26 protein-coding genes are annotated in these 26,982 nt (G+C 40.6%); 15 read left to right on the top strand and 11 right to left on the bottom strand.

Annotated features, from left to right (window positions below; all coding sequences use genetic code 11):
• Positions 1-4: 4 nt before the first annotated feature.
• The gene (gene tviB, locus IEV36_RS15270) at positions 5-1,282 is read right to left on the bottom strand and encodes a Vi polysaccharide biosynthesis UDP-N-acetylglucosamine C-6 dehydrogenase TviB (protein ID WP_005255812.1); all 1,278 of its coding nucleotides are present in this window, start codon (positions 1,280-1,282) and stop codon (positions 5-7) included.
• A 213-nt stretch (positions 1,283-1,495) separates the two neighbouring features.
• On the bottom strand, positions 1,496-2,629 hold the full coding sequence (wecB, locus tag IEV36_RS15265) for a non-hydrolyzing UDP-N-acetylglucosamine 2-epimerase (protein ID WP_005255813.1): 1,134 nt from the start codon (positions 2,627-2,629) through the stop codon (positions 1,496-1,498).
• A 316-nt stretch (positions 2,630-2,945) separates the two neighbouring features.
• Here wecB and IEV36_RS15260 point away from each other — a divergent pair, with 316 nt between their 5' ends.
• The 5 genes from IEV36_RS15260 (at position 2,946) to bamJ (IEV36_RS15240) (ending at position 8,306) form a co-directional block, all read left to right on the top strand.
• Positions 2,946-4,046, top strand: a complete 1,101-nt coding sequence (locus IEV36_RS15260; protein ID WP_188393552.1) for a polysaccharide biosynthesis/export family protein — start codon at positions 2,946-2,948, stop codon at positions 4,044-4,046.
• 5 nt (positions 4,047-4,051) lie between these two features.
• A complete protein-coding gene (locus IEV36_RS15255) occupies positions 4,052-4,480 on the top strand; it encodes a low molecular weight protein-tyrosine-phosphatase (RefSeq protein WP_005255816.1) in 429 nt (142 codons plus the stop codon).
• A gap of 17 nt (positions 4,481-4,497) precedes the next feature.
• A complete protein-coding gene (locus IEV36_RS15250) occupies positions 4,498-6,681 on the top strand; it encodes a polysaccharide biosynthesis tyrosine autokinase (protein ID WP_005255817.1) in 2,184 nt (727 codons plus the stop codon).
• A 174-nt stretch (positions 6,682-6,855) separates the two neighbouring features.
• Positions 6,856-7,563, top strand: coding sequence for a BamJ family beta-barrel-assembly machinery protein (gene bamJ / locus IEV36_RS15245; protein WP_004773385.1), 708 nt, complete (start codon positions 6,856-6,858; stop codon positions 7,561-7,563).
• Positions 7,564-7,610: 47 nt separating this feature from the next.
• Positions 7,611-8,306, top strand: a complete 696-nt coding sequence (gene bamJ, locus IEV36_RS15240; RefSeq protein ID WP_005255818.1) for a BamJ family beta-barrel-assembly machinery protein — start codon at positions 7,611-7,613, stop codon at positions 8,304-8,306.
• 45 nt (positions 8,307-8,351) lie between these two features.
• Here bamJ (IEV36_RS15240) and IEV36_RS15235 read toward each other — a convergent pair whose 3' ends face one another.
• The 3 genes from IEV36_RS15235 to ampD all read right to left on the bottom strand — a co-directional run bounded on the left by IEV36_RS15235 (position 8,352) and on the right by ampD (position 11,711).
• Complete coding sequence (locus IEV36_RS15235; protein WP_005255820.1) at positions 8,352-9,356, bottom strand: hypothetical protein; 1,005 nt, start codon at positions 9,354-9,356, stop codon at positions 8,352-8,354.
• A 148-nt stretch (positions 9,357-9,504) separates the two neighbouring features.
• Positions 9,505-11,055 carry a murein biosynthesis integral membrane protein MurJ gene (gene murJ / locus IEV36_RS15230; RefSeq protein WP_171067966.1) on the bottom strand — a complete coding sequence of 517 codons (1,551 nt, stop codon included), beginning with the start codon at positions 11,053-11,055 and terminating at the stop codon, positions 9,505-9,507.
• A gap of 62 nt (positions 11,056-11,117) precedes the next feature.
• Entirely contained in the window at positions 11,118-11,711 is a 594-nt protein-coding gene (gene ampD / locus IEV36_RS15225; protein WP_005255825.1) for a 1,6-anhydro-N-acetylmuramyl-L-alanine amidase AmpD, read from the bottom strand.
• A 145-nt stretch (positions 11,712-11,856) separates the two neighbouring features.
• Between ampD and nadC the strand changes: the two genes are divergently transcribed.
• Positions 11,857-12,702 (top strand): carboxylating nicotinate-nucleotide diphosphorylase, encoded by an 846-nt coding sequence (gene nadC, locus IEV36_RS15220; protein ID WP_005255828.1) that lies wholly within the window; start codon positions 11,857-11,859, stop codon positions 12,700-12,702.
• On the opposite strand, the gene IEV36_RS15215 is transcribed toward nadC, so the two are convergent.
• Entirely contained in the window at positions 12,699-12,887 is a 189-nt protein-coding gene (locus IEV36_RS15215; RefSeq protein WP_004773394.1) for an ABZJ_00068 family colistin stress protein, read from the bottom strand. The two genes, nadC and IEV36_RS15215, sit on opposite strands and share 4 nt — an antisense overlap.
• Positions 12,888-13,079: 192 nt before the next feature.
• Between IEV36_RS15215 and IEV36_RS18935 the strand changes: the two genes are divergently transcribed.
• A complete protein-coding gene (locus IEV36_RS18935; protein ID WP_081401142.1) occupies positions 13,080-13,316 on the top strand; it encodes a hypothetical protein in 237 nt (78 codons plus the stop codon).
• Between the two features lie 62 nt (positions 13,317-13,378).
• On the opposite strand, the gene IEV36_RS15210 is transcribed toward IEV36_RS18935, so the two are convergent.
• The 4 genes from IEV36_RS15210 to IEV36_RS15195 form a co-directional block, all read right to left on the bottom strand.
• Positions 13,379-15,559, bottom strand: a complete 2,181-nt coding sequence (locus IEV36_RS15210) for a phosphocholine-specific phospholipase C (protein WP_005255830.1) — start codon at positions 15,557-15,559, stop codon at positions 13,379-13,381.
• Between the two features lie 318 nt (positions 15,560-15,877).
• Positions 15,878-16,594 carry a ribonuclease PH gene (rph, locus tag IEV36_RS15205; protein ID WP_004773398.1) on the bottom strand — a complete coding sequence of 239 codons (717 nt, stop codon included), beginning with the start codon at positions 16,592-16,594 and terminating at the stop codon, positions 15,878-15,880.
• Positions 16,595-16,691: 97 nt separating this feature from the next.
• Entirely contained in the window at positions 16,692-17,834 is a 1,143-nt protein-coding gene (locus tag IEV36_RS15200; RefSeq protein ID WP_171067976.1) for a fatty acid desaturase family protein, read from the bottom strand.
• 34 nt (positions 17,835-17,868) lie between these two features.
• The gene (locus tag IEV36_RS15195) at positions 17,869-18,894 is read right to left on the bottom strand and encodes a flavin reductase family protein (RefSeq protein ID WP_005255837.1); all 1,026 of its coding nucleotides are present in this window, start codon (positions 18,892-18,894) and stop codon (positions 17,869-17,871) included.
• A gap of 312 nt (positions 18,895-19,206) precedes the next feature.
• On the opposite strand from IEV36_RS15195, the gene IEV36_RS15190 reads away from it, so the two are divergent.
• Positions 19,207-19,857, top strand: coding sequence for a TetR family transcriptional regulator (locus tag IEV36_RS15190; RefSeq protein WP_004773404.1), 651 nt, complete (start codon positions 19,207-19,209; stop codon positions 19,855-19,857).
• 107 nt (positions 19,858-19,964) lie between these two features.
• Complete coding sequence (locus IEV36_RS15185) at positions 19,965-20,600, top strand: TetR/AcrR family transcriptional regulator (RefSeq protein ID WP_005255839.1); 636 nt, start codon at positions 19,965-19,967, stop codon at positions 20,598-20,600.
• A 50-nt stretch (positions 20,601-20,650) separates the two neighbouring features.
• On the opposite strand, the gene IEV36_RS15180 is transcribed toward IEV36_RS15185, so the two are convergent.
• Positions 20,651-21,271, bottom strand: coding sequence for a thiol:disulfide interchange protein DsbA/DsbL (locus tag IEV36_RS15180; RefSeq protein WP_004773408.1), 621 nt, complete (start codon positions 21,269-21,271; stop codon positions 20,651-20,653).
• A 178-nt stretch (positions 21,272-21,449) separates the two neighbouring features.
• Between IEV36_RS15180 and ubiG the strand changes: the two genes are divergently transcribed.
• The 6 genes from ubiG (at position 21,450) to IEV36_RS15150 (ending at position 26,976) form a co-directional block, all read left to right on the top strand.
• Complete coding sequence (ubiG, locus tag IEV36_RS15175) at positions 21,450-22,163, top strand: bifunctional 2-polyprenyl-6-hydroxyphenol methylase/3-demethylubiquinol 3-O-methyltransferase UbiG (protein WP_005255840.1); 714 nt, start codon at positions 21,450-21,452, stop codon at positions 22,161-22,163.
• The gene (locus IEV36_RS15170; RefSeq protein ID WP_171067967.1) at positions 22,160-22,861 is read left to right on the top strand and encodes an HAD family hydrolase; all 702 of its coding nucleotides are present in this window, start codon (positions 22,160-22,162) and stop codon (positions 22,859-22,861) included. Before ubiG ends, IEV36_RS15170 begins: the two co-directional genes overlap by 4 nt.
• 30 nt (positions 22,862-22,891) lie before the next feature.
• Complete coding sequence (locus IEV36_RS15165) at positions 22,892-23,638, top strand: YciK family oxidoreductase (protein ID WP_004773414.1); 747 nt, start codon at positions 22,892-22,894, stop codon at positions 23,636-23,638.
• Between the two features lie 181 nt (positions 23,639-23,819).
• A complete protein-coding gene (locus IEV36_RS15160) occupies positions 23,820-24,203 on the top strand; it encodes an RcnB family protein (RefSeq protein ID WP_005228238.1) in 384 nt (127 codons plus the stop codon).
• 112 nt (positions 24,204-24,315) lie between these two features.
• Entirely contained in the window at positions 24,316-25,677 is a 1,362-nt protein-coding gene (gene argA / locus IEV36_RS15155) for an amino-acid N-acetyltransferase (protein ID WP_005255845.1), read from the top strand.
• 306 nt (positions 25,678-25,983) lie between these two features.
• The gene (locus IEV36_RS15150; RefSeq protein ID WP_005255847.1) at positions 25,984-26,976 is read left to right on the top strand and encodes a sulfonate ABC transporter substrate-binding protein; all 993 of its coding nucleotides are present in this window, start codon (positions 25,984-25,986) and stop codon (positions 26,974-26,976) included.
• Positions 26,977-26,982: the final 6 nt, after the last annotated feature.

The following is a 26,982-nucleotide window of genomic DNA, read 5'->3' as shown; positions in this document are numbered from 1 at the left end:
AATATTACAAGCGAATATCAACATCAGCTGCAGGTAGTACATATTTTAGATCATACAAAACGTGACTTGTTTTACCTAAATTACGAATAGACTCTGTACCCATTTCTTTAAATTCATTATGAGCGACGGCTAGAACGATAGCATCATAATTATTCGACTCAACCGTTTGTACAGGCGTAATACCGTACTCATGTTGAGCTTCTGCTGTATCAACCCATGGATCATATACGTCGACTTGCATTTGATATTCTTTTAACTCTGTAACAATATCTATAATCTTTGTATTACGTATATCAGGACAGTTTTCTTTAAAACTTAAACCTAAAACTAATACTTTGGCACCTTCGACCTGAATTTTTTTCTTAATCATCCCTTTGACTAACTGAGTTACCACATAAGCACCCATATTGTCATTTAAACGTCGACCAGCAAGAATAATTTCCGGATGATAACCAATTGCTTGTGCTTTATGCGTTAAATAGTACGGATCAACACCAATACAATGACCACCAACCAAACCAGGACGGAAAGGTAAAAAATTCCATTTTGTTCCAGCAGCCTTGAGCACGTCCTCTGTATCAATACCCATTTTATTAAAAATTAAGGCAAGTTCATTAATTAATGCAATGTTAACGTCGCGCTGAGTATTTTCGATCACTTTAGCCGCCTCAGCAACTTTGATACTTGGTGCTTTATGCGTACCAGCCTCAATAACTAAGTTATAAACTTGATCAACAAAATCAGCCACCTCAGGTGTTGATCCCGAAGTAATTTTTAAAATATTAGTGACACGATGTAATTTATCACCAGGATTAATACGTTCAGGACTATAGCCAGCAAAAAAGTCCTGATTAAATTTCAGCCCAGATACTTGCTCAAGTACAGGAATACATTCTTCTTCTGTTGCGCCAGGATAAACAGTTGATTCATAAACAACGATATCGCCTTTTTTTAGCACTTTACCAATACTAGTTGAGGCTTTTACAAGCGGGGTTAAATCTGGTTGTTTGTAGTCATCAATAGGAGTAGGTACTGTAACAATGAAAAAATTACAGTCTTTTAGATCATCTAAATTTGCAGTATAGCTGAGTTGAGTAGCTTGTTTTAGCTCTTCTGGAGAGACCTCCAAAGTGTGATCTTGTCCACTCTTTAGTTCATCTACACGTTTCTGATAAATATCAAAGCCAACAACTGGCACCTTTTTTCCAAACTCAACCGCTAGTGGTAAACCAACGTATCCTAAACCAATAATTGCTATTTTTAACTCGGCAAGTGTTAGCATAAATAAAGCCTTATCCCTTACAATTTTTTATCTGTAGATACTGCGTATAACAGCAATGAAATAATTGCGCGTACTATATAGGAGATTTTTTATAGCCTCCATATTTCAATTGTATGAATGTGTTTACAAGCCTTCAACATCCTTACATTCTCTAAAAATACAGTGAAATTCATCACTATTTTGACATATTAGGCCAAACTTATAATTGATATTTTAAGTTAATGTAGTCTTTATAAAATCAATTATTTGTTGACAAGCTGTGCCATCACCATAAGGATTGTGAGCTTCCGACATAATAGTATAGGTCTTTAGATTTTCTAACAAATCACCTACAGCATTTTCTATGACTTCTACTTCCGTACCTACTAACCTTACTGTTCCTGCTTCGACTGCTTCTGGCCGTTCTGTTGTCTCTCTCATCACTAACACTGGTTTACCTAAAGATGGCGCTTCTTCCTGAATACCTCCTGAGTCTGTAAGGATCAAATAACTGCGATTCATTAAATATACAAACGGTAAATAATCCTGAGGAGCGATCAGTTGAATATTCTCTATACCAGCTAAAAGCTCATTCACAGGTTGCTGTACATTTGGGTTCAAATGTACTGGATACACAATTTGGATATCTGGATACTTTTTGGCAAGATTAGCCAAAGCTGAACAAATATTTAAGAAGCCTTGCCCAAAATTCTCACGTCGATGGCCTGTCACAAGAATCATTTTTTTGTTCGTATCTAGAAATGGAAACTGCTTCTGAAATTGACTCACAAGCATTTGGTCTTGCTCAACCTTTTGTTTCACTTGCAATAGAGCATCAATCACAGTATTACCAGTCACTACAATATTCGCAGGGTTAACATTTTCTTTAATAAGGTTGTCATAAGAGGACAGTGTCGGAGCAAAATGATAATTTGCCAACACACCTGTTAATCGTCGATTGGCTTCTTCTGGCCAAGGTGAATACAAGTCTCCTGTACGCAAGCCAGCTTCTACATGTCCAACTTTTATTTTGTGATAATAAGCAGCTAATGAAGCTGCAAATGTTGTTGCAGTATCTCCATGCACTAAAATAAGATCCGGTTTCCATTGTTCAAATACTTGTTCCAAACCTTTAAGTACGCCAGAAGTGACATCTGACAAAGTTTGTCCTGGTTTCATTAAATTCAGGTCAAAATCAGGCACTAAATTAAAAAGTTCTAAGACTTGATCCAACATTTGTCGATGTTGTCCAGTTACGCAGACTTTAGTGTCAAAATCTTGTATAAACCCTTGTAAAGCTAACGCTAAAGGCGCCATTTTTATTGCTTCAGGTCGCGTACCAAATATAAGTAAAATTCTTTTTTTCATTCGCCTCTTCTCTATTATTTCATTATTCAGCACTTATCATACTGCACCTTATTTACAACATATATGCCTTATAAAGTATTAGAAAAAATTAACTACAATCACCTTCACTAATAGCTACTTATACCAACGAAATTTATATTGTAATTATAGACAAATGTTCTTGAAAATTTTTTCAGCAATACTAAGCATACAAAGCGAAAAGATTTTGCGCTGTTTTTTTAACTTTTTTCGGCTAGAATGGGCAAAATTCTAAGTCTAAACCCTCGCTATTTTGGGCAACGGATCTTATTTTAGACATAAATATTAAGGGTCGAGTGTGAAGCATTATCAACTTTTTTCCATTCTTGCGATTAGTCTTAGTGCTACAGCTTGTGCTGTTACTTCAGGCTTACAAACCTATGATATTCCAAGTGAAGGTACATATAAGACTGATCAAGGAACCAATGTCGATGTAATAAAAATTACTCAAGATAACTTAATGGCTCTTCAACCGGCCCAAATCAACTATCGAAATAATTATGAAGCGTTGTTTAAACAACAACGGCCAACTTATCGCCTAAGTTCAGGAGATATACTCTCGATTCAACTTTGGGCTTACCCAGAAATTACCCCCCCAACCACGACAATAAATAATGAACAGGCAGTTCAAGCAAATGGGTATCCAATTGATTCAAGTGGTTATATACAACTACCACTGGTTGGACGTTATAAAGCAGCTGGTAAAAGCTTAGCGCAACTGAATGTGGACTTACGCAAGCAATTTGCTCAATATCTTAAAAACCCAGATGTCATCGTACGTGTTTTGTCATACCAAGGACAACGTTATTCAGTACAAGGTAGTGTACTCAAAGGTGGGCAGTTCTATTTAAATGATCAACCTACTAGTATTTATACTGCGTTAGGTATGGCAGGCGGCATTAATGATAAAGGAGCAAATACCTACGTCCAACTGGTTCGTAATGGACAGACGTATGATTTAAATACGATCGAGCTTGAGAAAGCGGGCTACTCCTTACATAAATTGTTAGTGCAACCCAATGATACAATTTATGTAAGTAGCCGAGAAAATCAGAAAATTTATGTAATGGGTGAGTCTGGCAAAAATCAAGCTCTACCAATACGCGATCAAGGTATGACCTTAAGTGATGCGCTTGGTGAAAGTTTAGGTATTAACCCAAATTCTGCTAGCGCCAGTCGTATTTATGTCCTCCGAACCAATCCTAATGATCGCCATACTGAACTTTATCATTTGAATTTATTAAGTCTGGGCGATTTTGGTCTTGCAAATCAGTTTAAGCTACGTAGTAATGATATCGTTTATGTGGATGCAACGGGACTGACCCGCTGGCAACGAATTGTCAACCAGATTATTCCATTCTCAAATGCCTTGTATAACATAGATCGTTTGGGGCAATAATTACAATGGAGATTAAAAGCGTTTTGGTCGTTTGTGTAGGTAATATTTGCCGTAGTCCTATGGCTGAGTACTTGATCAAACAGCAACACCCAAATCTGCGAGTGGAATCTGCTGGTATTTCTGGACTGATCGGCCATCCAGCAGATGATAAGGCTCAACTGTGTATGCAACGTCTAGATATTGATATGAGCCTACATGTTGCAAAAAAACTGAATGCAGAGCACTTAAAACAAGCAGACCTGATTTTAGTGATGAGTCATAATCAGCAAAAACATATTGAACAGATGTGGCCATTTGCAAAAGGGAAAATTTTTAGACTAGGGCATTGGCAAAATAAAAATGTACCTGACCCTTATCAACATGACCAAGCTTTTTTTGATAATACCTGCCAGTTAATTCAACAATGTGTGACTGACTGGAAAAATTATATTTAACTTTTTAGATTAAGATTATGAGCCAAAATACCAATACTGAAGATACAATTGACCTAAAAGAGCTTTTCTTTGCTTTGATTGCACAATGGAAGCTCATTGCATTGTGTATTATTCTAAGCTTGGTGCTTGCTTTGCTTTACCTACGTGCAACACCTGATACTTATTCAGTGGATGCCTTGGTTCAAGTGGAAGATAGTAAAGGTGCATCCGCCGCTTTACTTGGTGAACTCTCTCAAATGATGGAGCAAAAGTCACCGGCCCAATCTGAAATCGAAATTTTAAAATCGCGTCTGGTACTTGGCTCAGTAATTCAGGCGCTTCATCTAGATCTGAATATTTCCAGTCCAGAAGATACTTTCTCTCATCGTCTATTCAATAAAGCCGACTATGCCACTGAATATGGCCCTAAAGCAGTCACTTTTCACGATGAGGAAAAAACATTTGATATTCAAACATTTGAAATACCGGCCTACTATCTGGATAAAAAACTTAGCTTAAGTTTCAAAAATAATAATTTTAGTTTGACTAATCCAGCAACAGATGAAGTACTTTTAACGGCTCCACTGAATCAATTAAATCAACTCAGTACCAGCTTTGGCGTTTGGAAAATTGCTATATTTACAACCGATAAGTTTGATACGCACTATTTAATACAAAAGAAATCATTACCTGCTGCAGTACAAGCTATTAATGCTAATTATTCTGTAGCAGAAAAAGGAAAATTGACTGGAATTTTAGGACTAAATTATCAAGGCCAAGATAAAGGGCATATCACTAAGGTCTTAAATGCAATTTTAGCAGCTTATAGTGCCCAAAATGTCGAACGCCGTTCAGCTGAAACCGCTCAAACCTTAAAATTTCTGGATGAACAATTACCTGATCTGAAAAAGCAGTTAGATGATGCGGAACGTGTATTCAATAAATTTCGTCAAGAATATAATACAGTCGATGTGACCAAAGAGTCAGAACTATATCTAACTCAAAGTATTGCTCTCGAAACTAAAAAGATTGAATTACAGCAAAAACAGGCAGACCTTACCGCTAAATATACGACTGAACATCCAGCAATACGCGAAATTAATGCTCAAATTGCTGCATTGAATAAACAAATTACAGAATTAAATACTACCTTAAAACAGTTACCTGATATTCAGCGCCAATATCTACAACTCTATCGTGAAGTAGAAGTAAAAACCCAGCTTTATACTGCTTTATTAAATTCTTACCAGCAACTACGTATTGCTAAAGCAGGTGAAATTGGTAATGTGCGTATTGTCGATACGGCAGTTGAGCCCGTCCAACCGATTAAGCCACAAAAACTACAAATACTAATACTTTCGATATTCCTCGGTGGTTTCTTCGGAACATTGATTGCTCTAATACGTAATATGTTACGTACTGGTGTAAAAGATTCAGCGCAAATCGAGAATGAGTTTGATTTGCCAGTGTATGCAACTGTACCACGCTCCCCTGTTCAAGAAACCCGTATGAGTATCTTGAAGAAAAAGAAATCCATTCCAATTTTGGCAGTTAAACATAATGATGATATTGCGGTAGAAAGTTTACGCAGTATCCGCACTGCGATCCATTTTGCACTCAGCAGTGCCAAGAACAACATTATTATGATTGCGGGACCGTCACCAGAAGTAGGTAAATCATTTATCTCGACCAATTTAGCGACGATTTTTGCACAAAGTAATAAAAAAGTATTACTGATTGATGCCGATATGCGTCGTGGCTACATGCATAAGTATTTTAATTTAGACGTTAAACCTGGTTTAGCAGAATATTTAAGTAATCTTGCAGACTTAAACCAAGTCATCCATCAAACTGATGTTAGTGGTTTAAGTGTTATTGCTCGTGGTAAAAATCCGGCGAATCCTTCTGAAATGCTGAGTTCTGAACAATTTAAAGCCTTGATGGAACAGCTCAGCCAGCAATATGATCATATTATTATCGATACACCACCGATTCTGGCGGTGACCGATGGTATTATTATTTCGCAATATGCAGGTGTGAACTTACTAGTGGCGCGTTATGCCAAATCACAAATGAAAGAGCTTGAACTAAGTTTGAATCGTTTTGAACAGGCGAATGTGAAAGTGAATGGCTTCATTCTAAATGACATTCAACGTTCTAGTGCTGGTTACGGATATGGTTATAATTATTCATACGCTTATAAAGCAAATAAAGATGACTAAAAATATTTGTAGTTGATTGTTAACAAACCAGATCCCATGATCTGGTTTGTTATTTAAACACATAAATCTTATAAAAAACCCACGCATTTTTGCGCTTAGTTATTCAATGCTTAAGCGTAGACATGCTAAGATCATTGCCATATTTTTTATTCCAATCTCACTTTGGGACATCTCATGAGTAAAGCTTTACCTTTCGTTGTCGCAGCCGTATTAGGCGGTGCAGCACTCGTTCCTGTCTACTATGCAACTCAACACCCAGCGACTGAACTTGGGGCAAAAGCTGATAAAAATGCAGCGCCTGTCGCAAAAATCAGCTACGCACTCGGCTATGAAGTTGCTAAGCAAACACCACCAGAATTAGAAACAAGTGCATTTATCACAGGTTTCCGTGATGCCCATGCGCAAAAACCTGCTGCATATACAGAAGAAGAGTTACAGGCAGCTTATGTAGAATTCCAAAAGGAACTACAACAAAAGCAAATGGATGAAACTAAAAAAGTTGAAGCAACCAATAGCAGCTTCTTGGCAGAAAATGCGAAAAAAGAAGGTGTGAAAACAACAGCTTCTGGTTTGCAATATAAAATCACCAAAGAAGGTACAGGTAAGCAACCGACCGCAAGCTCTATTGTAAAAGTGCATTACAAAGGCCAACTCCCTGATGGCAAAGTGTTTGATAGCTCTTATGATCGTGGCGAGCCAATTGAATTCCCACTGAATCAAGTGATTCCAGGTTGGACTGAAGGTCTACAGCTAATGAAAGAAGGTGGTAAGGCAACGCTTTATATTCCTGCAAATCTAGGTTACGGTGAACAAGGTGTCCCTGGTTCAATTCCACCAAATAGCCCACTAGTATTTGATGTAGAATTAATCGCTGTAAAATAAATGATTTAAGGAGGGCTAGAGTCCTCCTTTATTTTTTGGAAGATAGAATGAAAAGATTAGGCCTGATTTTAATTGCCTCGACCATCGGAACGGTTCAAGCAGCTCCCATTTCTACAAAAAGCCCACAGAAAGAGCAACTCGGCTATAGCTATGGTTATCTGATGGGTCGAGGGAATGCAGAAACACTCAAAGATTTGAATATCGAGACTTTTGTACAAGGCTTACAAGAAGCCATGCAAGGTAAGCCAGCCTCTTTAACTGATGAAGAAATGGCAAATGTTCTGAATCAATATAAAAAGCGTCTGGAAGCCAAGCAACTGGTAGAGTTTCAGGAGCAGGCCCAAAAAAATGATCAGGCAGGAAAAGCGTTCTTAGCTGAAAATGGTAAAAAAGCAGATATCGTAACGACGAAATCAGGATTACAGTATCAAGTGCTTCAACAAGGGCAGGGAAAATCTCCCAGAGCCTCTTCTACGGTAAAAGTGAATTATGAAGGCCGACTATTAGATGGCACAGTGTTTGATAGCTCTATCGCCCGTAATCATCCTGTAGAATTTAAACTCAGCCAAGTTATTGCGGGCTGGACTGAGGGTGTGCAAACGATGAAAGAAGGTGGTAAGACCCGCTTCTTCGTTCCTGCAAACCTCGCTTATGGCGATGTTGGTTCAGGTGATGCCATCGGACCAAACAGTACTTTAATTTTTGATATTGAGTTATTGGAGATTTCCTCAAAAAATAAATAAATCATTGATCTCACAAATCAAAGAGAGATAATTGATACTACTTAGTTATCTCTTTTTTATAACTTCTAAAAATTCATTATTTCTATAAGGCGAACACCATTTGTCTTGATTTTTTATATAGTCCTTATCATGAATAAGATTAGTTACTTTCACTTTAATCCTATTATTACCCCAGTTTTTAAAACAGTAGTTTGATATTTTATTATTCTTTAATTCAACTTTATCAATATTTATCTCACCTAAAACAGGTGTTTCTACTCCCTGTATCCTTATCCCAGATCGTGAACCAGAATCCTTATAGCCCTTTAAATTAATTGATATTTTTTCTGGAGAGTCATTATATTTTTTTAAAGATATTTGAAAACCATCCCCAGCATTCTTTAGCGATATTATTTCAGAAAAATTTATATTTTTTAAGATGTTTCTATTATTGTTAGGCTCAATATCTATACCACTCATTGGACTTTTACCTTTTGTATTAGATATTAATATATTATTAGCAAACAACCCATTAACACTAACAACACTGATCCCTTGTCGTCTATTATCATCTAACTTCAAATTATTTAAATTCAAATTGGAATTAGAATTTTTGCCATTATTACCAATATAAATAGCATCTCCCCACATTCTTTTGATACTCATATTAGATATATATATATTTTGTGAATCTTTTATTTCTATACCTGTTCCCCACTCTCCTCCATTGCCAAGATGTGTATATTTATCCCCTAAAATCATCCCTCCAGAAATTTTTACATTTTTAACGTTATGAATTCTAAAAACCTGATAACCACCCTTATTATTTGGTATAACATTTAAAATAGTTTCAGGACTCATCTCAATACTGACATTATTTTTTAGAATAATTGATTTTTCTGCATTGATTTTAAAATTTCCAGCGGGAATTTTTATCAAAGTATTTTCTTTTATTTGGCTATTTATCAAATCAGTAATATCTGAATTATTTTGAAAATTACCACTATCAGCAGAAGTGATTGGAGAAATAATTATTAAAAAAACAAATGATGCATAAGAAATGAAATTCATAAGTTCATTCTCAAAAAATTTACTTATGATCTCAAGCTACAACTAGAAATTCCATAGTATTTTGTATAAATAGTTTACATCTTTTCTTCATATTATTTTAGATTATTTATCAGGTGTATAGCCCTTTCCTACACACCTATATATTACATCATGCCTTTAAATGTCTTGGCCTAAAACCTGTCACCAGTAACCCAATAGCATAAGCCACCACGCCAACCACACATAAGCCAGCCACTTCAGCAATGCGTAACCATTGTGAAATATCGCCTTGGTACCACGTTAAGCCATACCAAAGTGCAGCAATCATCGCGATATTGGCAACGGCATATTGAAACGCAAGTTTTTTCCAATGCGCACCAAAACGGAAAATATTACGTTTATGCAGATAGAAATACAGCATGCCCGCATTCACCAAAGCAGAACCAGAAGATGCCAAAGCTAAAGCCATATGTTCTGCATGCCAGTCGATCAACTTAAAGAAGCCAATAAAAATCACGTTTAAAATGGCATTGGCAGCAACCGCCATTAACCCCACTCGAACAGGTGTTTTGGTATCTTGCTGAGCATAGAAACCAGGTGCAAAGACTTTAATCAGCATGAAGGAGATTACACCTGCACTCATACATTGCAATGCCAGAGCCGTCATTCTGGTATCTTCTAAAGTAAATTCACCACGTTGGAATAACGCTTGAATGATCGGCGTCGACAACATAAATAAGGCAATACTCGCAGGAATTCCCACCAGCATAATAATCTTCGCAGCCCAATCAATCATTCCTCTAAATTTAGCTTGGTCTTGCTCTGCATGACGTGCAGAGAGCGAAGGTAAGATGACCGTACCAATCGCAACACCAATCAGCCCCAATGGTAACTCAGTCATACGCTCGGCACTGTATAACCAGGAGACCGAACCATCCTGCATAAAGGAAGCCCAAATGGTGTTCAGCAACAAGTTAATCTGGGTAACGGATACACCAAATAAGGCAGGCAGCATCAATTTTAAGATGCGATCCACCCCTTCATGTTTAAAATCAACTTTAGGTGGAATCAGCAAATTCTTCTTCCATAATTCCGGAATCTGAATCGCCAACTGTAGAACACCCGCCGCAACCACAGCCCAACCCAAAGCCATGATCGGCTCCGCCATATACGGCGTCAACCACCATGCCCCTGCAATCATCGCAACATTGAGCAGTACTGGAGAAAATGCAGGTGAGGCAAAAGAACCGTAACTGTTCAGAATACTGCTGGCAAAAGCCGTCAAAGACATAAACATCAGATACGGAATGGTCAGGCGGAACATATCGACCGCAAGCTCAAACTTCTCTGGGTCGTTATGGAAACCAGGTGCGTAGAGATAAATAATCGCTGGTGCGGCAACCATCGCCACAAAGGTCAGTAATGACATAGCCGTAAGCAGGCAACCAAATACTCGACTAATTAAAATCTGGACTTCGGCATGGGCACGGCTAGTTTTATATTCAGTTAAAACAGGAATAAAGGCCTGAGAAAAAGCCCCTTCTGCAAATAAGCGCCTAAAAAAGTTGGGAATACGAAAGGCAACAACAAAGGTATCGAAGTCCTTACCCGCACCAAATACATTGAGTAGTACCACATCACGTACCAAACCCAATACCCGAGATAACATTGTCATTGCACTGACAATTACAGTCGATCGCCACAATGCCATCGCATTCACCTACGGCTTATCTTTTAAAAAGCGTTATTGTAATGAAAGTCCCAACAGATTTCGTTGTGAAATTATAAATCTATCGATGTTTTTTCGGCTAACTTCTGTTGAGCGAGCAAATTTCGAAATAATTGCCAATCAAAATGTTCACCTGGATCGGTTTTACGTTTTGGCGCAATGTCAGAATGGCCTGCGATATGATTTTGAATTTTTGGATAGGTCTGTTGTAAGGTTTTCACAACCTCAACCAATGCTTGATACTGTGCTGGCTCAAAAGGCAAATCATCACTACCCTCCAGCTCGATCCCGATCGAATAATCATTACATTCTTTCTGTGCAAGATAACTCGAACGTCCGGCATGCCAAGAACGATCATTAAAATTCACAAACTGAATCACTTCACCTGTCCGCAAAATCAACAGGTGTGCCGAGACCTGCATCCCTTCAATGGTCTGGAAATAAGGATGTAGCGACCAGTCTAATTGATTCTGAAAAAATTGCTGAATATAGCCCCCACCAAACTGGGAAGGCGGCAAACTGATATTGTGAATAACGATCAGTTGAATATCGGTTCCAGCAGGACGTGTATTGAAATTAGGCGATGCAATCTGGGCCGCCCCCACCAATACACCCTCTTGTACTTGAGCAAATCTAGCGTGTTGCATTGTGACTCGAATCAACAATTTAATCTTTATAGATGCCATTCTGCCATGCTTTATCCAGAATAATCGAGATGAAATACTTATTTTTTACAGGGAGGATGTTAATATATGACACACGTTTTTTAGTCAAACATACACTGGAACTGGTATGAGTATTCCTCAATCTTTGCTTGAACAATCTATTCAAATCAATATTCAGCAAGCATTACAAGAAGATATTGGGGACGGCGATATTACCGCCATGCTTACACCAGTCGATGAGCAAGCTACAGCAACCATTATTAGTCGTGAAGAGATGGTGCTGGCAGGTCAACCATGGGTGAATGCCTTGATTCAAACCTATGACAATACCGTGCAAGTGACATGGTTAAAGCAAGAAGGCGACGTGGTTGGTGCAAATGAAGCATTTTTAAAACTCGCTGGTTCAGCGCGCAGCTTACTCACAGTAGAACGTCCAGCTTTAAACTTTATCCAGACCTTGTCTGCGGTTGCGACTAAAACTGCTAGCTATGTCAAACAGCTTGATGGTTTACATACCAAACTGCTGGATACCCGTAAAACCTTACCAGGACTACGTATCGCACAAAAATATGCCGTAGCAATCGGGGGGGGGCAAAATCACCGCTTAGGTTTATTTGATGCTTTCCTGATTAAAGAAAATCATATTATGGCTGCTGGCGGTATTGCCCAGGCCATTACCAAAGCACACCAAATCGCGCCAGGCAAACCTGTCGAAGTTGAAGTTGAAACTTGGGATGAGTTAAATCAGGCACTTGAAGCTGGTGCTGATATCGTAATGCTGGATAACTTTAGTCAGCAACAAATGATTGATGCGGTTAAACATGTTGCAGGTCGCTGTAAGCTAGAAGCATCGGGCAATATTACCATCGAAAATTTACGTGAAGTGGCGACCACAGGGGTCGACTACATCTCAATGGGTGTATTGACCAAAGATGTAAGAGCGGTTGATCTATCCATGCGTTTTAACGCTTAAGCCTGATCTGTCTCTTTGTCTTGAGACTCATGCTTTTGTGAAGCTAAAAGTTCTGTTTTCTTAGAAACTTCTGTTGTTTCAACTTGCCACGCTGATTTGGCTTCGGTCGAATCAGTTGGTCGTGGATCTGCCGCCATTAAAACAAAAGTTACTGCGGTTAATAACACGAGAAAAACTTGTAACATCCTTACCCCGAAATATCTTACTTTCAATTTTTGCTCACTGTATCAAACGAACATGAGCCAAATCTGAGTGCTATGTAACAGCATGAAAACACTCAGTGAGATTCTGTTGAAGATGATAGCTATATGTTTGCTTTCATTTCGATCTGTGTAAGCTCATAATGCTCAGCAACACTATTGATTAAAATAATAACGATGGACAGCATATTTGAGGCTTTATTCCACTTACTTTTTAAGTTTTTCCGCTTTGTATTTATTAATGTAATCTTTGAAATTATTTTTGAAGGATTAATTCGTTGCATCGGTTATGGAGTAGTCCGCTGTTATCGGCTTGGGCAACGGGTGGATTTTGACAGTACAGAAGTATTTGTAGCTGGTTTTTTCAGTTTGCTGCTACTGATAATATTGTGTCTTTATTTTTTATTGCACTAATTTAATCTAAAAAGCAGCCTAAGTACCCACCTAGACTGCTTTTTCTCATCTAATCCTACAATTTATAGCTCAATAAAGCCCATATATGGATCAGAAATGGAGTCTTCATTGGTTTCAATACGTCCAGCAAAACGACGGCTATAACTTGGATCATTTTCAATGGTAACAGTGAAATCATACCAGCCGCCAAACTCACTCATGTCCCAGCCAAGTTCTTTTTCAGAAGCCGCTGTTTCAATCTGCCAGAGCTTGTTGGGTAAATAAGCATTGGCTTTGATCACCAGTTTTGCAACCTGTGCTGCGTCATTACGTACTTTTAAGAACAGCTTAGGATCACACTCTTCCATACAGACCCGAATCTCTGGCAATGCCTGAATCTGTATCGCTTGAGCCAGATTACCCGTAAAACTACGGTGGAAGCCATTCGGCCCCAATACCCATAGATCATAACGATTATCATGAGTCTGCCAGATATCATCCAGTTGCTTGCCTGCCTCAACCATATAACGGCGCGGCACAGCATCCAGATTCAATTTATCGTAGACATGGAACACGGCTGCATGCGTACCCGTATTCGAGAACATCAGTTTGACAGTTTTCGCCGTAACGTCCACTTTAGCACTGGTGTGCAGAATATAAGGTAAGGCACGAGATGGACGGATACCCATGTCCTGCACAGGATAGGTCTGACTTTCTGGACGACTCACCTGCCCCAAACGCTCCTGTGCTTTACGGATGGCATCTGCTTCAGCTTTGCTCTTCTTCCCCGCCAAATCTGGCATTGGGAGTAAATTCGGGGTCTTAAAGTTAAAGGCTGACATTAAATCGCCACATACCGCACGTCGATATGGACTGATATTCGGTTCCTGTACGCCAAAACATTGTTCTAGGAAGCGAATTACGGAAGAATGGTCAAACACTTGTGAATTGACCCAGCCACCGCGACTCCACGGTGAAATGATATACATCGGTACACGAATCCCTGGCCCATAGACCCCAACCCCATTACTGACTTTTGGATCGGTAAAATTCGGTTGTCCATTGGATGCTTTGGCATGCGTCGCATACTCATAAGACATTTGTTCCTTGCTTAATGTCGATTTACCATAGACTTCACCTGAAATATCCATCGAAGGCGCACTTGGTGAAGGTACATGGTCAAAGAAACCATCATTTTCATCAAAGTTAATCAGGAAAACCGTCTGGCTCCACAGTTCTGGACGTTCAGTCAGCGCATTCAACACTTCCTGAATATACCATGCACCTTGCACAGGGCTTGAAGGCCCAGGATGTTCGCTATAGGTTGCAGGCGCCACCAGCCAGCTCACCTGTGGTAGCTGCCCTTTGGCAATATCTTCTTTAAATGAACCGAGAAAACCACCATCTGGCATGGTATTGGCAATGCCTTTATATAAGGGTTGTCTGGCATCAATGGCTGGATCATAAGCTGGGCAAATCGTACTGTTATTAACTGGCTTACCTGATAATTCGTTGGCACGGCGGTACTTTTTAAATCCTGCCAATGGGTTATCGGTAAAGTTGTCTGGCATGTTTTGATAAACTTTCCAGCTCACGCCCGCTTCCTGTAAGCGCTCAGGATAAGTAGTCCAGTCATAACCTGTGAGAGATGTCCCAATCGAGTCCAGATCATTAACCACACTGGCAACATTCGCCCCTGTTGGGCCATTGGTTCCCGTCCAGATAAACATACGGTTAGAATTGGTGCCGGTATGCATCGCACAGTGGTAGGCATCGCACAACGTAAAAGCATTGGCTAAGGCAAACTGGAATTCAACTTCCTGTTGTTTGTAATAGCCCATAGATTGTGGTTGCTTGTATTGCACCCAATTGCCCATGCGACCATGATCCCACGCGTATTGCCCGTCAGTCCATGAATGTGGTGTGCCACTCACACGCTGTGCATTGCCACGGCTGCTGTCCAGATGATAGGGATAAACTTTATTCTTATTGGCGTCGTATTGTTCCCAGACTTTACGGCCTTGGCTCAGTGGAATCGTGAAACGGTCGCCAAAACCACGTACACCTTTCAGGGTTCCAAAGTAATTATCAAAAGAACGGTTTTCCTGAGTCAAAATCACCACGTGCTTAACATCTTTGATGGTGCCTGTTTCTACCTTGGCATCAATCGCAAGTGCTTTTTGAATACTCATTGGAAAACTGGTCAATGCAGCCGTACCAAACAACGCTTTGCTTGAATTTAATACAAAGTCACGACGATTCATCTTATTAACTTCCTTATTGTTATTCATTAGGGCGCGCAGTGAATTTTGCAGCTTGTGGTGGGCGGCTGTGGATTTGGCGTGGAATTATTGTTATCGCCTTGATCACTATCATTACAGGCACTGAGTAAAAAGCAGCTACTACTCAGTAACGCTAAAAAGAAATTTCGCATTTTACTATCCGTTAAAATATCAGTGCAGATAGTCAATACAATATAAATGACAGTGAGATGATGATTTGATCGCAGTTTGATGACAGAAAAATAAGATAAAAAAAAGGCGGTCTAAACACACCAGACCGCCCGCACTATCAACTGGAACTTACCAACCGAGTGCTTGCTGTTGCTTTTGAATCAATTCCGCGATTCCTTTTTCTGCAAGCTCTAACATGGCATTGCACTGTTGACGGGTAAACGGTTTGTCTTCTGCCGTTCCCTGAATTTCAATAAATTCACCCGCTTGTGTCATCACCACGTTCAAATCCGTTTGGCAATTTGAATCTTCTTCGTAGCATAGATCGAGGAGTACTTCGTCTTTATACATACCCACCGAAATTGCTGCCACTAAACTCTTTAATGGATCCTGTTTAATCTTTTTGTTGCTGAGCAATACATTCATTGCGTCAACCAAAGCCACTGCTGCACCCGTAATCGCCGCAGTACGGGTACCGCCATCTGCCTGAATCACATCACAGTCGATTGTAATGGTGTTCTCGCCCAACTTCTTCAAATCCACCATTGCACGTAAGCTACGGCCAATCAGACGCTGGATCTCTTGAGTACGACCCGTTTGCTTACCACGAGCCGCTTCACGATCGCTACGCGTATGCGTTGAGCGTGGCAACATGCCATATTCAGCTGTTACCCAACCTTGACCCTGACCTTTCAGGAAGCGTGGTACCGAGTTATCAATACTCGCAGTACACAACACTTTAGTATGACCAAACTCAACCAAAACTGAGCCTTCTGCGTAACGGGTATAGTTACGGGTAATTTTTACCTCACGTAATTGGTCTAATGCTCTTTGGTCAATACGCATAACGATTCCTTAAAACTATGGCTCAAATATCATTGCGCCATAGTATAGCTCAATTACACGTGCTTTCAGTTTTACTTATTCGTTACAATTCACCCAATTAAGCAAATCTAAACTTCGCTTTCAGATTGCTCCAGCCTTGTGCCAGTTGTGCGGATAAATCATTCGGCAATGAACATTTAGCCAAACGCACCCACACCGTCCAGAACTGCTTCATGAAGTTGGCTTCGTTATAGTTCACTCCATATTCGGCACATAATGCTCTAATTTGTGGTGCAACCTGTTCATAACGATTGGCAGGCATATCAGGGAATAAATGATGCTCAATCTGATGGCTCAAATTACCACTCATAAAATGCATCCATTTCCCACCTGTGAAGTTGCTTGAACCACGAATCTGACGAAGGTACCACTGTGCCTTGGTTTCGTTCTCGGTATTGTCTGCTTCAAAGGTTTCAGCATCTTCAGTAAAGTGACCATTAAAAATCACTGCTGACGACCATAAGTTACGCATGATGTTTGCGACTGCATTACCCGCCAATACGGGAATAAAGTTTACTGTGGCAATCGCCGGGAAGAACACATAGTCTTTTAACACTTGGCGTTTGGCTTTTTTACGGAACTCCGCCGCATCTGCCCAAACCTGTTTCCATGTTTTGGTTTTATACACCAACGCATCTTCCAGATGCAGGTTTTGTACACCCACATACCACTGGAAAAAGAACATGAGCTGAAGTGCCAATGGGATATTGGCCAAATGACGTACTTCCCATTTCTGGTCTTCTGTGACACGTAAAATGCCATAACCCACATCATGATCTTTACCGACAATATTGGTATAAGTATGGTGCATATAGTTATGGGTATAGCGCCAGTCATTGCCTGAGCAGGTATTGTCCCAATCGTAATCTTCACCACGTAAACTTGGATCATTCAACCAGTCAAACTGACCATGCATCACGTTATGGCCCAGTTCCATATTCTCGACGATTTTAGACACACCCAGCATGGCTGTCCCCAGCAACCATACGGGTGGAATCCAGCCACCGAACATCAACATGCCACGGGATGCAATTTCGGTATAACGCACGAAATTACGCACTTTATAAATATATTTCGAGTCCTGCTCACCGAGGTTTTGCATCACGTCTAGTCGAATTTTCTCGACACGGCGACCAAACTCCTCGACTTGTTCTGGGGTTAAATGTGCTGACTTTGATACGGTTTTAAATTCTAATGCCATATTCATTGTGTTGGATCCTCAAATATCTTTGTTTTTATAGGTCAATCGTGACTGGGCTCAGCGCCTGGCTCACACATAACTTGATTGGACGATTCGGTTGATCATCAATTTCGCCAGTGAGGACGTTCTGGGTCACACCGCTGACTTTGGTACAGCTACAGCGGTTACACACGCCCATACGACAACCATGTTGTGGACGTAAACCTGCTTGCTCTGCACTACTCAGGAGATTGGTCGTTGCAATAAAATTTTGTTGCGCACGACGAAACGTAATCGGTTGAGCTTCACTGGAATGCTCGACTTGTACGGGTTGGAAAAATTCTTGATGAAAGTTTTCCACGACCCCATGCTGCGTATAAATCTGTTGCGCCTGTTTCATCATGTTGTGGTGACCACAGGCATAGGCTTGAATATCTTTAAAATTAGGGACGAGTTTCTCTAACAATGCTGCATCTAAATGCTGTTTTTGCTGCGCCGTATTAAAGAAATGATAATTCAGTTGTGGATATTGCTCAGCCAAGGCCAAGATGTCCTGATGCAATACTTCAGCACGGTTAAAATATACCACATGCACTTGTTCAAGCTGCTGTTGTAATGCTTGTTTTAATAAAGAATAAATTGCAGTGATACCAGAACCTGAAGCAATCAGTAATGCAGGTTGCTGACCTTGATGTAAGACGAAATCCCCTTGCGGCTGAGAAATCTCGAAGCTGTCTCCAACACGCAATTGTTGTGCTGCCTTAGACACCAAACCTTGAACTTTAATGCCTAGACGGATTTCACCTTGTGGCGTGACCTCAATAATGGAATAGCTACGTTGTTGATATACCCCGTTAATCATGAGGGTAATTAAAACGCTTTGACCTGCTTTAACTTGGCGAATATCAAAATTATGATTTGGCTTTAAGCTGAGTGAAACCATATCTTCGCTCAGCGGCTGCACAGCAGTGACTTGCGCAAGAATGCGTTTCCAGGCGAAGGTTGGCTTGATCTTTTGCAAGATAAAATCAACGAAATCTTCTCGAATCCAATGTGGCTGATAACTTAACTCTGCGTTCATACGTTCCTCGTTTTGTATCTGGCTATTTATTTTGAGTGAACAAATGTTCATGTAGTGAACATGTGTACACTATATTTATTTGTGTTCACTGAGTCAACACTTGTTCACTAATTTTTTGAATATTTTTTATACTCGTTATAAGCCACTCAAAATACGGGGAAAATAAAACGCTTCTCTCAGATTCTGCTTATCATTTGCACATCTGTTGCGCGTGTAAAGATCAAAAACATCTGTATTTAGCAATGTACGAAGACTAAAAAGTTTCTGTTTTTTTTGCTAGACTCTTTGGTATGGTTTTAATGGATCTTATTCATGTCGATTAGAGATGAACGAAAACAACAGAGTCGACAGGCTTTACTGGATGCAGCCCTCCACCTGAGTACCGCAGGACGCTCATTTAGTAGCATTAGCTTGCGTGAAGTTGCACGTGAAGTTGGTTTGGTACCAACGGCGTTTTATCGTCATTTTCAAGACATGGATGCGCTCGGACAAGAGCTGGTCGATCAGGTCTCTTTGCATTTAAAAAGCCTGATTCATCAATTGGGGCAAAGCTACCTGTTACACAGTGGTTCGGCCAAAACCCGCACCAGCATTGAGTTATTCGTACAGGCGGTTAATCACAGCCCGCAGCAATGGCAATTTATGATTGCGGAACGCTGGGGTGGATCTGAAACCGTCCGTATTGCGATTGCACGGGAAATTGAGTTTCTGATCGAAGATCTAGCCATTGATCTGTGCAAGCTCGAAACCTTCAAACACATCAAGGAAGCCAAGCATTTACAGGTCCTTTCTACGATTTTGATTAATATGTCATTTACCTGGGCCATGACTTGGATCAATTTGCCAAAACAGTTCACGATTGATCATTTACTCGAACAACAAAACCTGTTTATTGATAATGCAGCGACCCAAGTGCGCTTATTATTCAGTGGGATTTCCAACTGGGAACCAGAAAACGCTTGACCATATCCAAACCAAAGTTTGATATATAAAAGCATTGCTTCGCGTTATGATGCATTGGACACTAATGCAAATGCAGTGTGGAACACTATGAGGAGCTTATAAGCATCATGAATCCAGATCGTCATACTCAGTTCTTAATTCGTAAAGAAAAAATCTTGCAGGTTGCAGAAAAGCTGTTATTAGAAAACAACCAAGAAATGACCCTCGATGAACTGGTTGCTGAACTGGATATTGCCAAAGGCACTTTATATAAACATTTCCGTAGCAAAAATGAATTATTGCTGGAACTGATTATCCAGAATGAAAAAGAAATCTTAAAAATTTCAGATAGATACAATACAGATGTCAAAGAGTATGCGCCACGTTACATGCTCTATCATCTCACCTCACCAAGCCGTACCATTCTGCTGCATCAGTTAGAAGAACATCTGACCATGACTGAATCCAAGTTAAAGCATCTTTTTGATGAGCTTTACTCGATCCGTCAACAACGTATCGTGTCGTTAAAAGACATGACTGAAAAATATTTAAAATCACAGAATTATGATATGTCGATTCGTGATTATCTTTCTTATATCTGGTCCCTGACCTACGGCGCAGCATTATTGTTGAATTCAAGCTATTACCAGCGCTCGATTGGTTCACGTGAAAAGTTAATTAACCTGTATGTCAATCAGGCCTTATCACTTCCGACACAGAAAGTTCAGATTGATTTAAAAGACTTTCAACTGGATCAAGACTAAATAAAAAAAAGGACTGTCATGGCAGTCCTTTTTATTTGAAAATGCATCAATTATTTCGCTTTACGCTCTTTTTCTAACAAGTAATTCACCACTTGAGTGACTTTACCATCTTCACCCTGAACCACATATTTACCATTCACAACCACAGCAGGAACACCCGTCAACTGGTACTGCTGCGCCAGTTTATTTGATTCGGCAATTTTTGCAGTAATTGGGAAAGAGTTAAACATGCTGTTAAATTTTTGCTCAGGTACGCCGTAACGCGCAAAGAATTTTGCTTGAGAAGCTTGATCAAAGATTTGCTGACCACCTTCATGAATCGCATGGAAAAGTGGAATATGGGTCTTTTTACGCACACCTAATGCTTCAGAAACGTAGTAACCACGAGCACCTTGTTCCCATACTTTATTCATGGCTGCTGGTGTACGAAGGAAATAAACGTCTTTCGGAATCTGCTTCAACCATGCTTGCATATGTGGTTCAAGCTTAAAGCAGTGCGGGCAGCCGTACCAGAAGAACTCACGCACTTCGAGCTGGCCTGCTGGCGCAACCGTTTTGCCTGGATTTGCAATAACGGTATAGTCTTTACCAGCCACAAAATCTGCTGCCATCGCATTCATTGAAAATGCCAATGCAGCTACACTCAAACCACTTAATACTAACTTTTTCATTGACTTTGCTTTTCCTCTAAGCATTTTTCGTAAGTTTATATGCTTAATATAAAACAAACACGAGCAATTCGTTTTGCTTCTGTGAAGTTTTTTATTGGATTTATCGCTTTTTTTGCCAGAATCGCTACACTACCAACAGATTAAACCTAAATAATCATCCTTATATAGAGGTGACACTATGTCGCAATTGAATGTTGACCCGCAAGAAATCGCAAAATTTGAAGCATTGGCTGCCAAATGGTGGGATCAACATTCTGAATTCCGCCCGTTGCATCAAATCAACCCTTTACGCTTAAACTGGGTAGATGAACGTGTTGGCGGTCTGGCTGGCAAGAAAGTACTCGATGTTGGCTGTGGTGGCGGAATTCTGGCAGAAAGCATGGCGCGTCGTGGGGCGGAAGTACTCGGCATTGATATGGGCGAAGCACCACTTGCTGTGGCACGTTTGCATGCGCAGCAGGACAATGTTGAAAATATTGAATACCGTCAGATTCCAGTTGAGCAACTGGCACAAGAACAGGCAGGTCAATATGATGTCGTGACCTGTATGGAAATGATGGAACATGTACCTGATCCTGCTTCAATCGTCAAAGCCTGTCAGGCTTTGGTTAAGCCAGGCGGTCATGTGTTCTTCTCGACGATTAACCGTAATCCAAAATCTTATTTATTTGCCATTATCGGTGCTGAATACGTCCTTCGTTTACTACCAAAAGGAACGCATGACTATCATAAATTCATTCGTCCTTCAGAAATGGCACACGATATCCGCAATGCAGGACTCAGCCTGAAAGAAATGACAGGTTTACATTACAACCCGATCACCAAACATTACTGGTTAGCGCCAAATGTTGATGTGAATTACATGGTTCATACGACAAATACAGGTGCATGATGAAAGCTGTTTTATTTGATCTTGATGGTACGTTGATCGATACCGCTGTAGACTTTATCCGTATCATTCAACAAATGTGCCGTGATGAACAACGTCCTGTCGTAGATGCTGCAGCCATTCGCACTCAAGTGTCTGAAGGCGCACGTGCCATGGTGAAACTGGTTTATCCAGAATTAGAGATCACCGATGAGGTTTTCCTCGCACATCGTCAGCGCTTTTTAGATACCTATGGTGCCAATATTGTTGTCGATACCGAACTGTTTGAAGGCATGTACCCTTTACTGGAAGAACTCGAAGCACATCAGATTCCGTGGGGTATTGTGACCAATAAACCTCGTGGTTTAAGTGAACTGCTGCTCGCAGCATTAAACCTGACAGAGCGTTGTGCGGTCTTGGTTTGCCCGGAAGATGTCAGCAAAACCAAACCCGATCCAGAACCAATGTATCTCGCTGCACAAAAGCTCAATCTTGATGCCAAAGACATCATTTATGTGGGCGATCATCCACGTGATATCGATGCAGGTCGCAATGCAGATATGTATACCATTCTGGCAGCTTATGGCTATTTACCCGTAGGATCACGTGATGATCTGGCGGCATGGCAGGCAGATGCCATTATTCACACCATCCCCGAATTACACCAACTGCTCAAACAGAAAATCACTGTTTTGTCAGAAAATCAGGGTATGATGGGTTAAATATTGATGATAAAAACAGGAGGCATAACAATGAAATATTCAGAATATCAACCTCGTCCAGATTTGCTGAAAGACCGTATTATCCTGATCACCGGTGCTGGTGACGGTATTGGACGTGCTGCTGCTATGAGTTATGCCCTTCATGGTGCAACCGTTGTGCTACACGGTCGTACCTTGAATAAACTTGAAGTGATTTATGACGAAATTGAAGGTTTGGGTGCGCCTCAACCTGCAATTTTACCTTTGCAGCTTTCAACAGCGTCAACACATGATTACGAGCTTCTGGTCAATACGCTTGAACAGCAATTCGGTCGTCTTGATGGCATCTTGCATAACGCAGGCATGCTGGGTGATCGTGTTGAACTGGCAGAATATCCAGTCGATGTCTGGGATGATGTCATGGCCGTCAATTTACGTGCGCCTTTTGCCCTGACTCAAGCTTTATTGCCGTTGTTAGAGAAATCTGAACACGCCTCTGTGGTATTCACCAGCTCGAGTGTCGGTCGCGAAGCACGTGCATTGTGGGGCGCTTATTCAGTGTCTAAAGTTGCAACTGAAGCCATGAGCAAAATCTTTGCCGCAGAAAATACTTATCCAAATATTCGTTTTAACTGCATCAATCCAGGTGGTACACGTACAGCGATGCGTGCCAAGGCCTATCCAGAGGAAGATCCAAAAGTACTTCCAACACCAGATAGCATTATGCCAGCCTACCTGTACCTGATGGGTGACGATAGTCTGGAGATGAATGGCCAAAGTATTGATGCTCAAGCTTAATTCACACATTAAAATAATTCTAAATAACATTGGACACTGACGTTAAAACTGCTTTTTTCAGAGAAATGGGCGAAGAATCTTCATCTTTTTAATGGAACAATGAATTGATCTTCACAGTTTCTCTGCATTTTTAACGTACAGTAGTTCACATGAGAGACATCCGAAGTCAATAAGGTGCATCATGAAAAAAATTTTCATTATCTTGGTTTTAGGTTCGACGACCCTATTCAGTAGCATGGGGAGTTTTGCAGGTCCGCATGATCGTGACGAAGACTCGCGTGGTGGCGGCTGGCAAAATGGTCGTGGCTTTGATCGTCCAGATGGTGAAAATCGTCAACGTGAACGCCGTATGCGCGAAGAACGTGGTGTGGAGCGCCTAAAACAACATCGTTGGCAGGCAGGTTATGTCATGCCACAGCATTATCGTGGTAATGGTTATAAAGTCGATTATAAAGACAATAACCTTCCTCGACCGAGCCGTAACGAACAATGGTACAAGATCAACAACGACTATATTTTAGTCAACTCAGAGGATAACAGTATTATCCGTATCATGGGCTTCTAAGCACTTTTCAAAAGGCGAATGATATTAAAGTTGGGTTGTTGTTTTCAGAATAGATTTATCTTTTCGTTTTTTTCGTTAAAATCAGATCAATTGGTACATCTCTGAGATTCACATGGCGACCCAAATGACTGAAACTTTACATAGTACAACACAAGATTATGTACATTGGTTTCGCCATTCCGCACCTTATATTAATGCCCATCGTGATAAAACCTTTATCCTGATGTTTGCGGGCGAAGCGGTTCAGCACGAAAATTTCCAGCATATTATTCATGATATTGCCTTGTTACACTCGCTGGGCATCCGCTTGATTCTCGTTTACGGCGCACGTCCGCAAATCAATCAGAATTTGCTCGAACGTCATATTGAGACCCCATTTCATCAAAACCATCGCATTACCACACGTGAGTCTTTACGTGGCGTTATGAATGCTGTGGGTTCGATCCGTTTAGAAATTGAAGCCCTGCTGTCTATGGGATTGGCGAATTCACCTATGTATGGTGCTCGCATTGATGTGGTGTCTGGTAATTTTGTGACTGCCAAACCTTATGGTATTCGTGATGGGATCGACTTCCAGCTCACTGGTGAAGTCCGTTCTGTAGATACCGATGCCATTCAACGCCATCTAGATAATCACAACATCGTCCTGCTCGGGCCCACGGGCTATTCAACCACTGGGGAAGTCTTTAATTTACTGGCAGAAGAAGTTGCGACCAAAACGGCTATTGCTTTAAAAGCGGATAAGCTGATTTTCCTAGGCGAAAAGCAAGGACTGATGAATAAACAGCAACAGCTATTACGTGAATTAAATCCGCATCAACTAGAACCGTATATTCAACAGAACCAACAACAATATCCAGAATTTGCCTTACATCTCAAACAAGCTCAACAAGCGTCCTTGTCAGGCGTACATCGCGTACATCTGATTTCTTATGCCTATGACGGCGCACTAATTGAAGAACTGTTCACCCGCGATGGTGTCGGCACCTTGATTACCGATGCACACTATGAAGAAGTCCGTATCGCCAATATCAATGATGTTGGTGGCTTGATTAATCTGTTACGCCCACTCGAACAGGAAGGCATTCTGGTTTATCGCTCACGCGAACGCCTTGAAAGTGAAATTGAACATTTTGCGGTGATTGAGCGTGACGGTATGATTCTGGCTTGTGCAGCACTGTACCCAATTCCTGCCGAAACTAATGAAATCCGTTCTGCTGAAATTGCCTGTGTGGCTGTCGATGCCAGTTATCGTAGATCAAATCGCGGCAGCCAGATTTTGCAATTCCTTGAAAGCAAAGCCAAGCAACAAGGGATTCAACAGCTCTTCGTACTCACCACCCGAACCGCTCACTGGTTTCTGGAACAAGGCTTTAGCCCTGCCAGTGTGGATGATTTACCCAATGCCCGCCAAGAGTTATATAACTATCAGCGTAATTCACTGGTCTTTAAGAAAACCTTGCCTGCAAAATAAGGCCGTTGGAGATATTTTTATTTTTGATAAGAATATCTCCTTATCATCATGATCTCTGCTTAAGACAATTTCGATAAAAATTTAAACAAACATTAAAATATTTAAAATTTAATTAAAAAACATAATCTTAGTTAAAAATAAATCACTTTCTCTTATTCAATCTACAGATAAGATTATTCGATCTTCTATTTTGCACTTTTCATCATAAGCAAAGCCCGATTAGTTATTTTTTATGCAATAAAAAAAGTTTTAGCTTAGTTGCTCATCTTATTTAAATCTTTTGATTTTTCGGGGAGCACAACCAACATGGCTGTTTCAATCAATCGCTCATGGGCAACATCTACTCTCATTGCGGCAAGTCTTGCCAGTCTAATGGGTGTGACAGGCTGTGCAAAAAAACCTGAGCAGCAAGGTACAACAAAACAAGAAACCACAACATTAAATATCGGCTTTCAAAAGTATGGCATCTTGCCGATCGTCAAAGCAAAAGGTGAATTAGAAAAAACCCTTGCTGCTCAAGGTGTACAAGTTAAATGGGTCGAATTTCCCGCTGGCCCACAATTATTAGAAGGCTTGAATGTTGGCAGCGTCGTATTGGGTGAGGCTGGTGAAGCCCCACCTATCTTTGCGCAAGCCGCCAATCCGAATCTGATCTATGTTGCCAACCAGCCACCTGCACCAAGCGCAGAAGCCTTGATTGTACAAAAAGACTCTCCGATTCAATCTGTTCAGGATTTAAAAGGTAAACGCATTGCCTTAAATAAAGGCTCCAACGTGCACTACCTGTTACTCAAGTTGCTAGAAGAAAATAATCTCACCTTAAATGATATCCAGCCTGTTTATTTGCCGCCTTCAGATGCACGTGCGGCATTTGAAAAAGGTGCTGTCGATGCATGGGTGATCTGGGATCCATTCTTGGCTGCGGCTGAACATCAGATTCATGCACGTGTCATTGCCAATGGTGAGCACCTTGTAAGTAACCATCAATTCTATCTATCTGATCGCCAGTTCGCTGAAAGTCATCCGCAGGTGTTAAATACCGTGGTAACGACACTCAATCAAACAACGGACTGGGTGAAAGCCCACCCTGATGATGCTGCAAAACTGTTAGAAAAACCGACCGCACTTGAATTCGACATTTTAAAAACATCAATTTCACGTATGGGTTTTGGGGTTCAACCTATTTCTGAAAAGGTCGCCAAAGAACAGCAATATGTAGCTGATGCATTTTTTGCCCAGAAACTGATTCCAAAGCAGCTTGTGATCCAAGATGCCTTATTGAAGAACGAAGTTAAATAATTGAGG

The organism is Acinetobacter vivianii (assembly GCF_014635885.1).
Taxonomy (GTDB): domain Bacteria; phylum Pseudomonadota; class Gammaproteobacteria; order Pseudomonadales; family Moraxellaceae; genus Acinetobacter; species Acinetobacter vivianii.
The sequence above is the reverse complement of the archived record's forward strand: the minus strand, read 5'-3'. Positions and strand labels throughout refer to the sequence as shown.

Bases quoted from the DNA above. Each gene is read 5' to 3' on its own strand.
- tviB (WP_005255812.1), bottom strand. From the start codon at position 1,282: ATGCTAACACTTGCCGAGTTAAAAATAGCAATTATTGGTTTAGGATAC.
- wecB (WP_005255813.1), bottom strand. From the start codon at position 2,629: ATGAAAAAAAGAATTTTACTTATATTTGGTACGCGACCTGAAGCAATA.
- IEV36_RS15255 (WP_005255816.1), top strand. From the start codon at position 4,052: ATGGAGATTAAAAGCGTTTTGGTCGTTTGTGTAGGTAATATTTGCCGT.
- IEV36_RS15250 (WP_005255817.1), top strand. From the start codon at position 4,498: ATGAGCCAAAATACCAATACTGAAGATACAATTGACCTAAAAGAGCTT.
- bamJ (WP_004773385.1), top strand. From the start codon at position 6,856: ATGAGTAAAGCTTTACCTTTCGTTGTCGCAGCCGTATTAGGCGGTGCA.
- bamJ (WP_005255818.1), top strand. From the start codon at position 7,611: ATGAAAAGATTAGGCCTGATTTTAATTGCCTCGACCATCGGAACGGTT.
- IEV36_RS15235 (WP_005255820.1), bottom strand. From the start codon at position 9,356: ATGAATTTCATTTCTTATGCATCATTTGTTTTTTTAATAATTATTTCT.
- ampD (WP_005255825.1), bottom strand. From the start codon at position 11,711: ATGCAACACGCTAGATTTGCTCAAGTACAAGAGGGTGTATTGGTGGGG.
- nadC (WP_005255828.1), top strand. From the start codon at position 11,857: ATGAGTATTCCTCAATCTTTGCTTGAACAATCTATTCAAATCAATATT.
- IEV36_RS15215 (WP_004773394.1), bottom strand. From the start codon at position 12,887: ATGTTACAAGTTTTTCTCGTGTTATTAACCGCAGTAACTTTTGTTTTA.
- IEV36_RS18935 (WP_081401142.1), top strand. From the start codon at position 13,080: ATGGACAGCATATTTGAGGCTTTATTCCACTTACTTTTTAAGTTTTTC.
- IEV36_RS15210 (WP_005255830.1), bottom strand. From the start codon at position 15,559: ATGAATCGTCGTGACTTTGTATTAAATTCAAGCAAAGCGTTGTTTGGT.
- rph (WP_004773398.1), bottom strand. From the start codon at position 16,594: ATGCGTATTGACCAAAGAGCATTAGACCAATTACGTGAGGTAAAAATT.
- IEV36_RS15200 (WP_171067976.1), bottom strand. From the start codon at position 17,834: ATGGCATTAGAATTTAAAACCGTATCAAAGTCAGCACATTTAACCCCA.
- IEV36_RS15195 (WP_005255837.1), bottom strand. From the start codon at position 18,894: ATGAACGCAGAGTTAAGTTATCAGCCACATTGGATTCGAGAAGATTTC.
- IEV36_RS15190 (WP_004773404.1), top strand. From the start codon at position 19,207: ATGTCGATTAGAGATGAACGAAAACAACAGAGTCGACAGGCTTTACTG.
- IEV36_RS15185 (WP_005255839.1), top strand. From the start codon at position 19,965: ATGAATCCAGATCGTCATACTCAGTTCTTAATTCGTAAAGAAAAAATC.
- IEV36_RS15180 (WP_004773408.1), bottom strand. From the start codon at position 21,271: ATGAAAAAGTTAGTATTAAGTGGTTTGAGTGTAGCTGCATTGGCATTT.
- ubiG (WP_005255840.1), top strand. From the start codon at position 21,450: ATGTCGCAATTGAATGTTGACCCGCAAGAAATCGCAAAATTTGAAGCA.
- IEV36_RS15170 (WP_171067967.1), top strand. From the start codon at position 22,160: ATGATGAAAGCTGTTTTATTTGATCTTGATGGTACGTTGATCGATACC.
- IEV36_RS15165 (WP_004773414.1), top strand. From the start codon at position 22,892: ATGAAATATTCAGAATATCAACCTCGTCCAGATTTGCTGAAAGACCGT.
- IEV36_RS15160 (WP_005228238.1), top strand. From the start codon at position 23,820: ATGAAAAAAATTTTCATTATCTTGGTTTTAGGTTCGACGACCCTATTC.
- argA (WP_005255845.1), top strand. From the start codon at position 24,316: ATGGCGACCCAAATGACTGAAACTTTACATAGTACAACACAAGATTAT.
- IEV36_RS15150 (WP_005255847.1), top strand. From the start codon at position 25,984: ATGGCTGTTTCAATCAATCGCTCATGGGCAACATCTACTCTCATTGCG.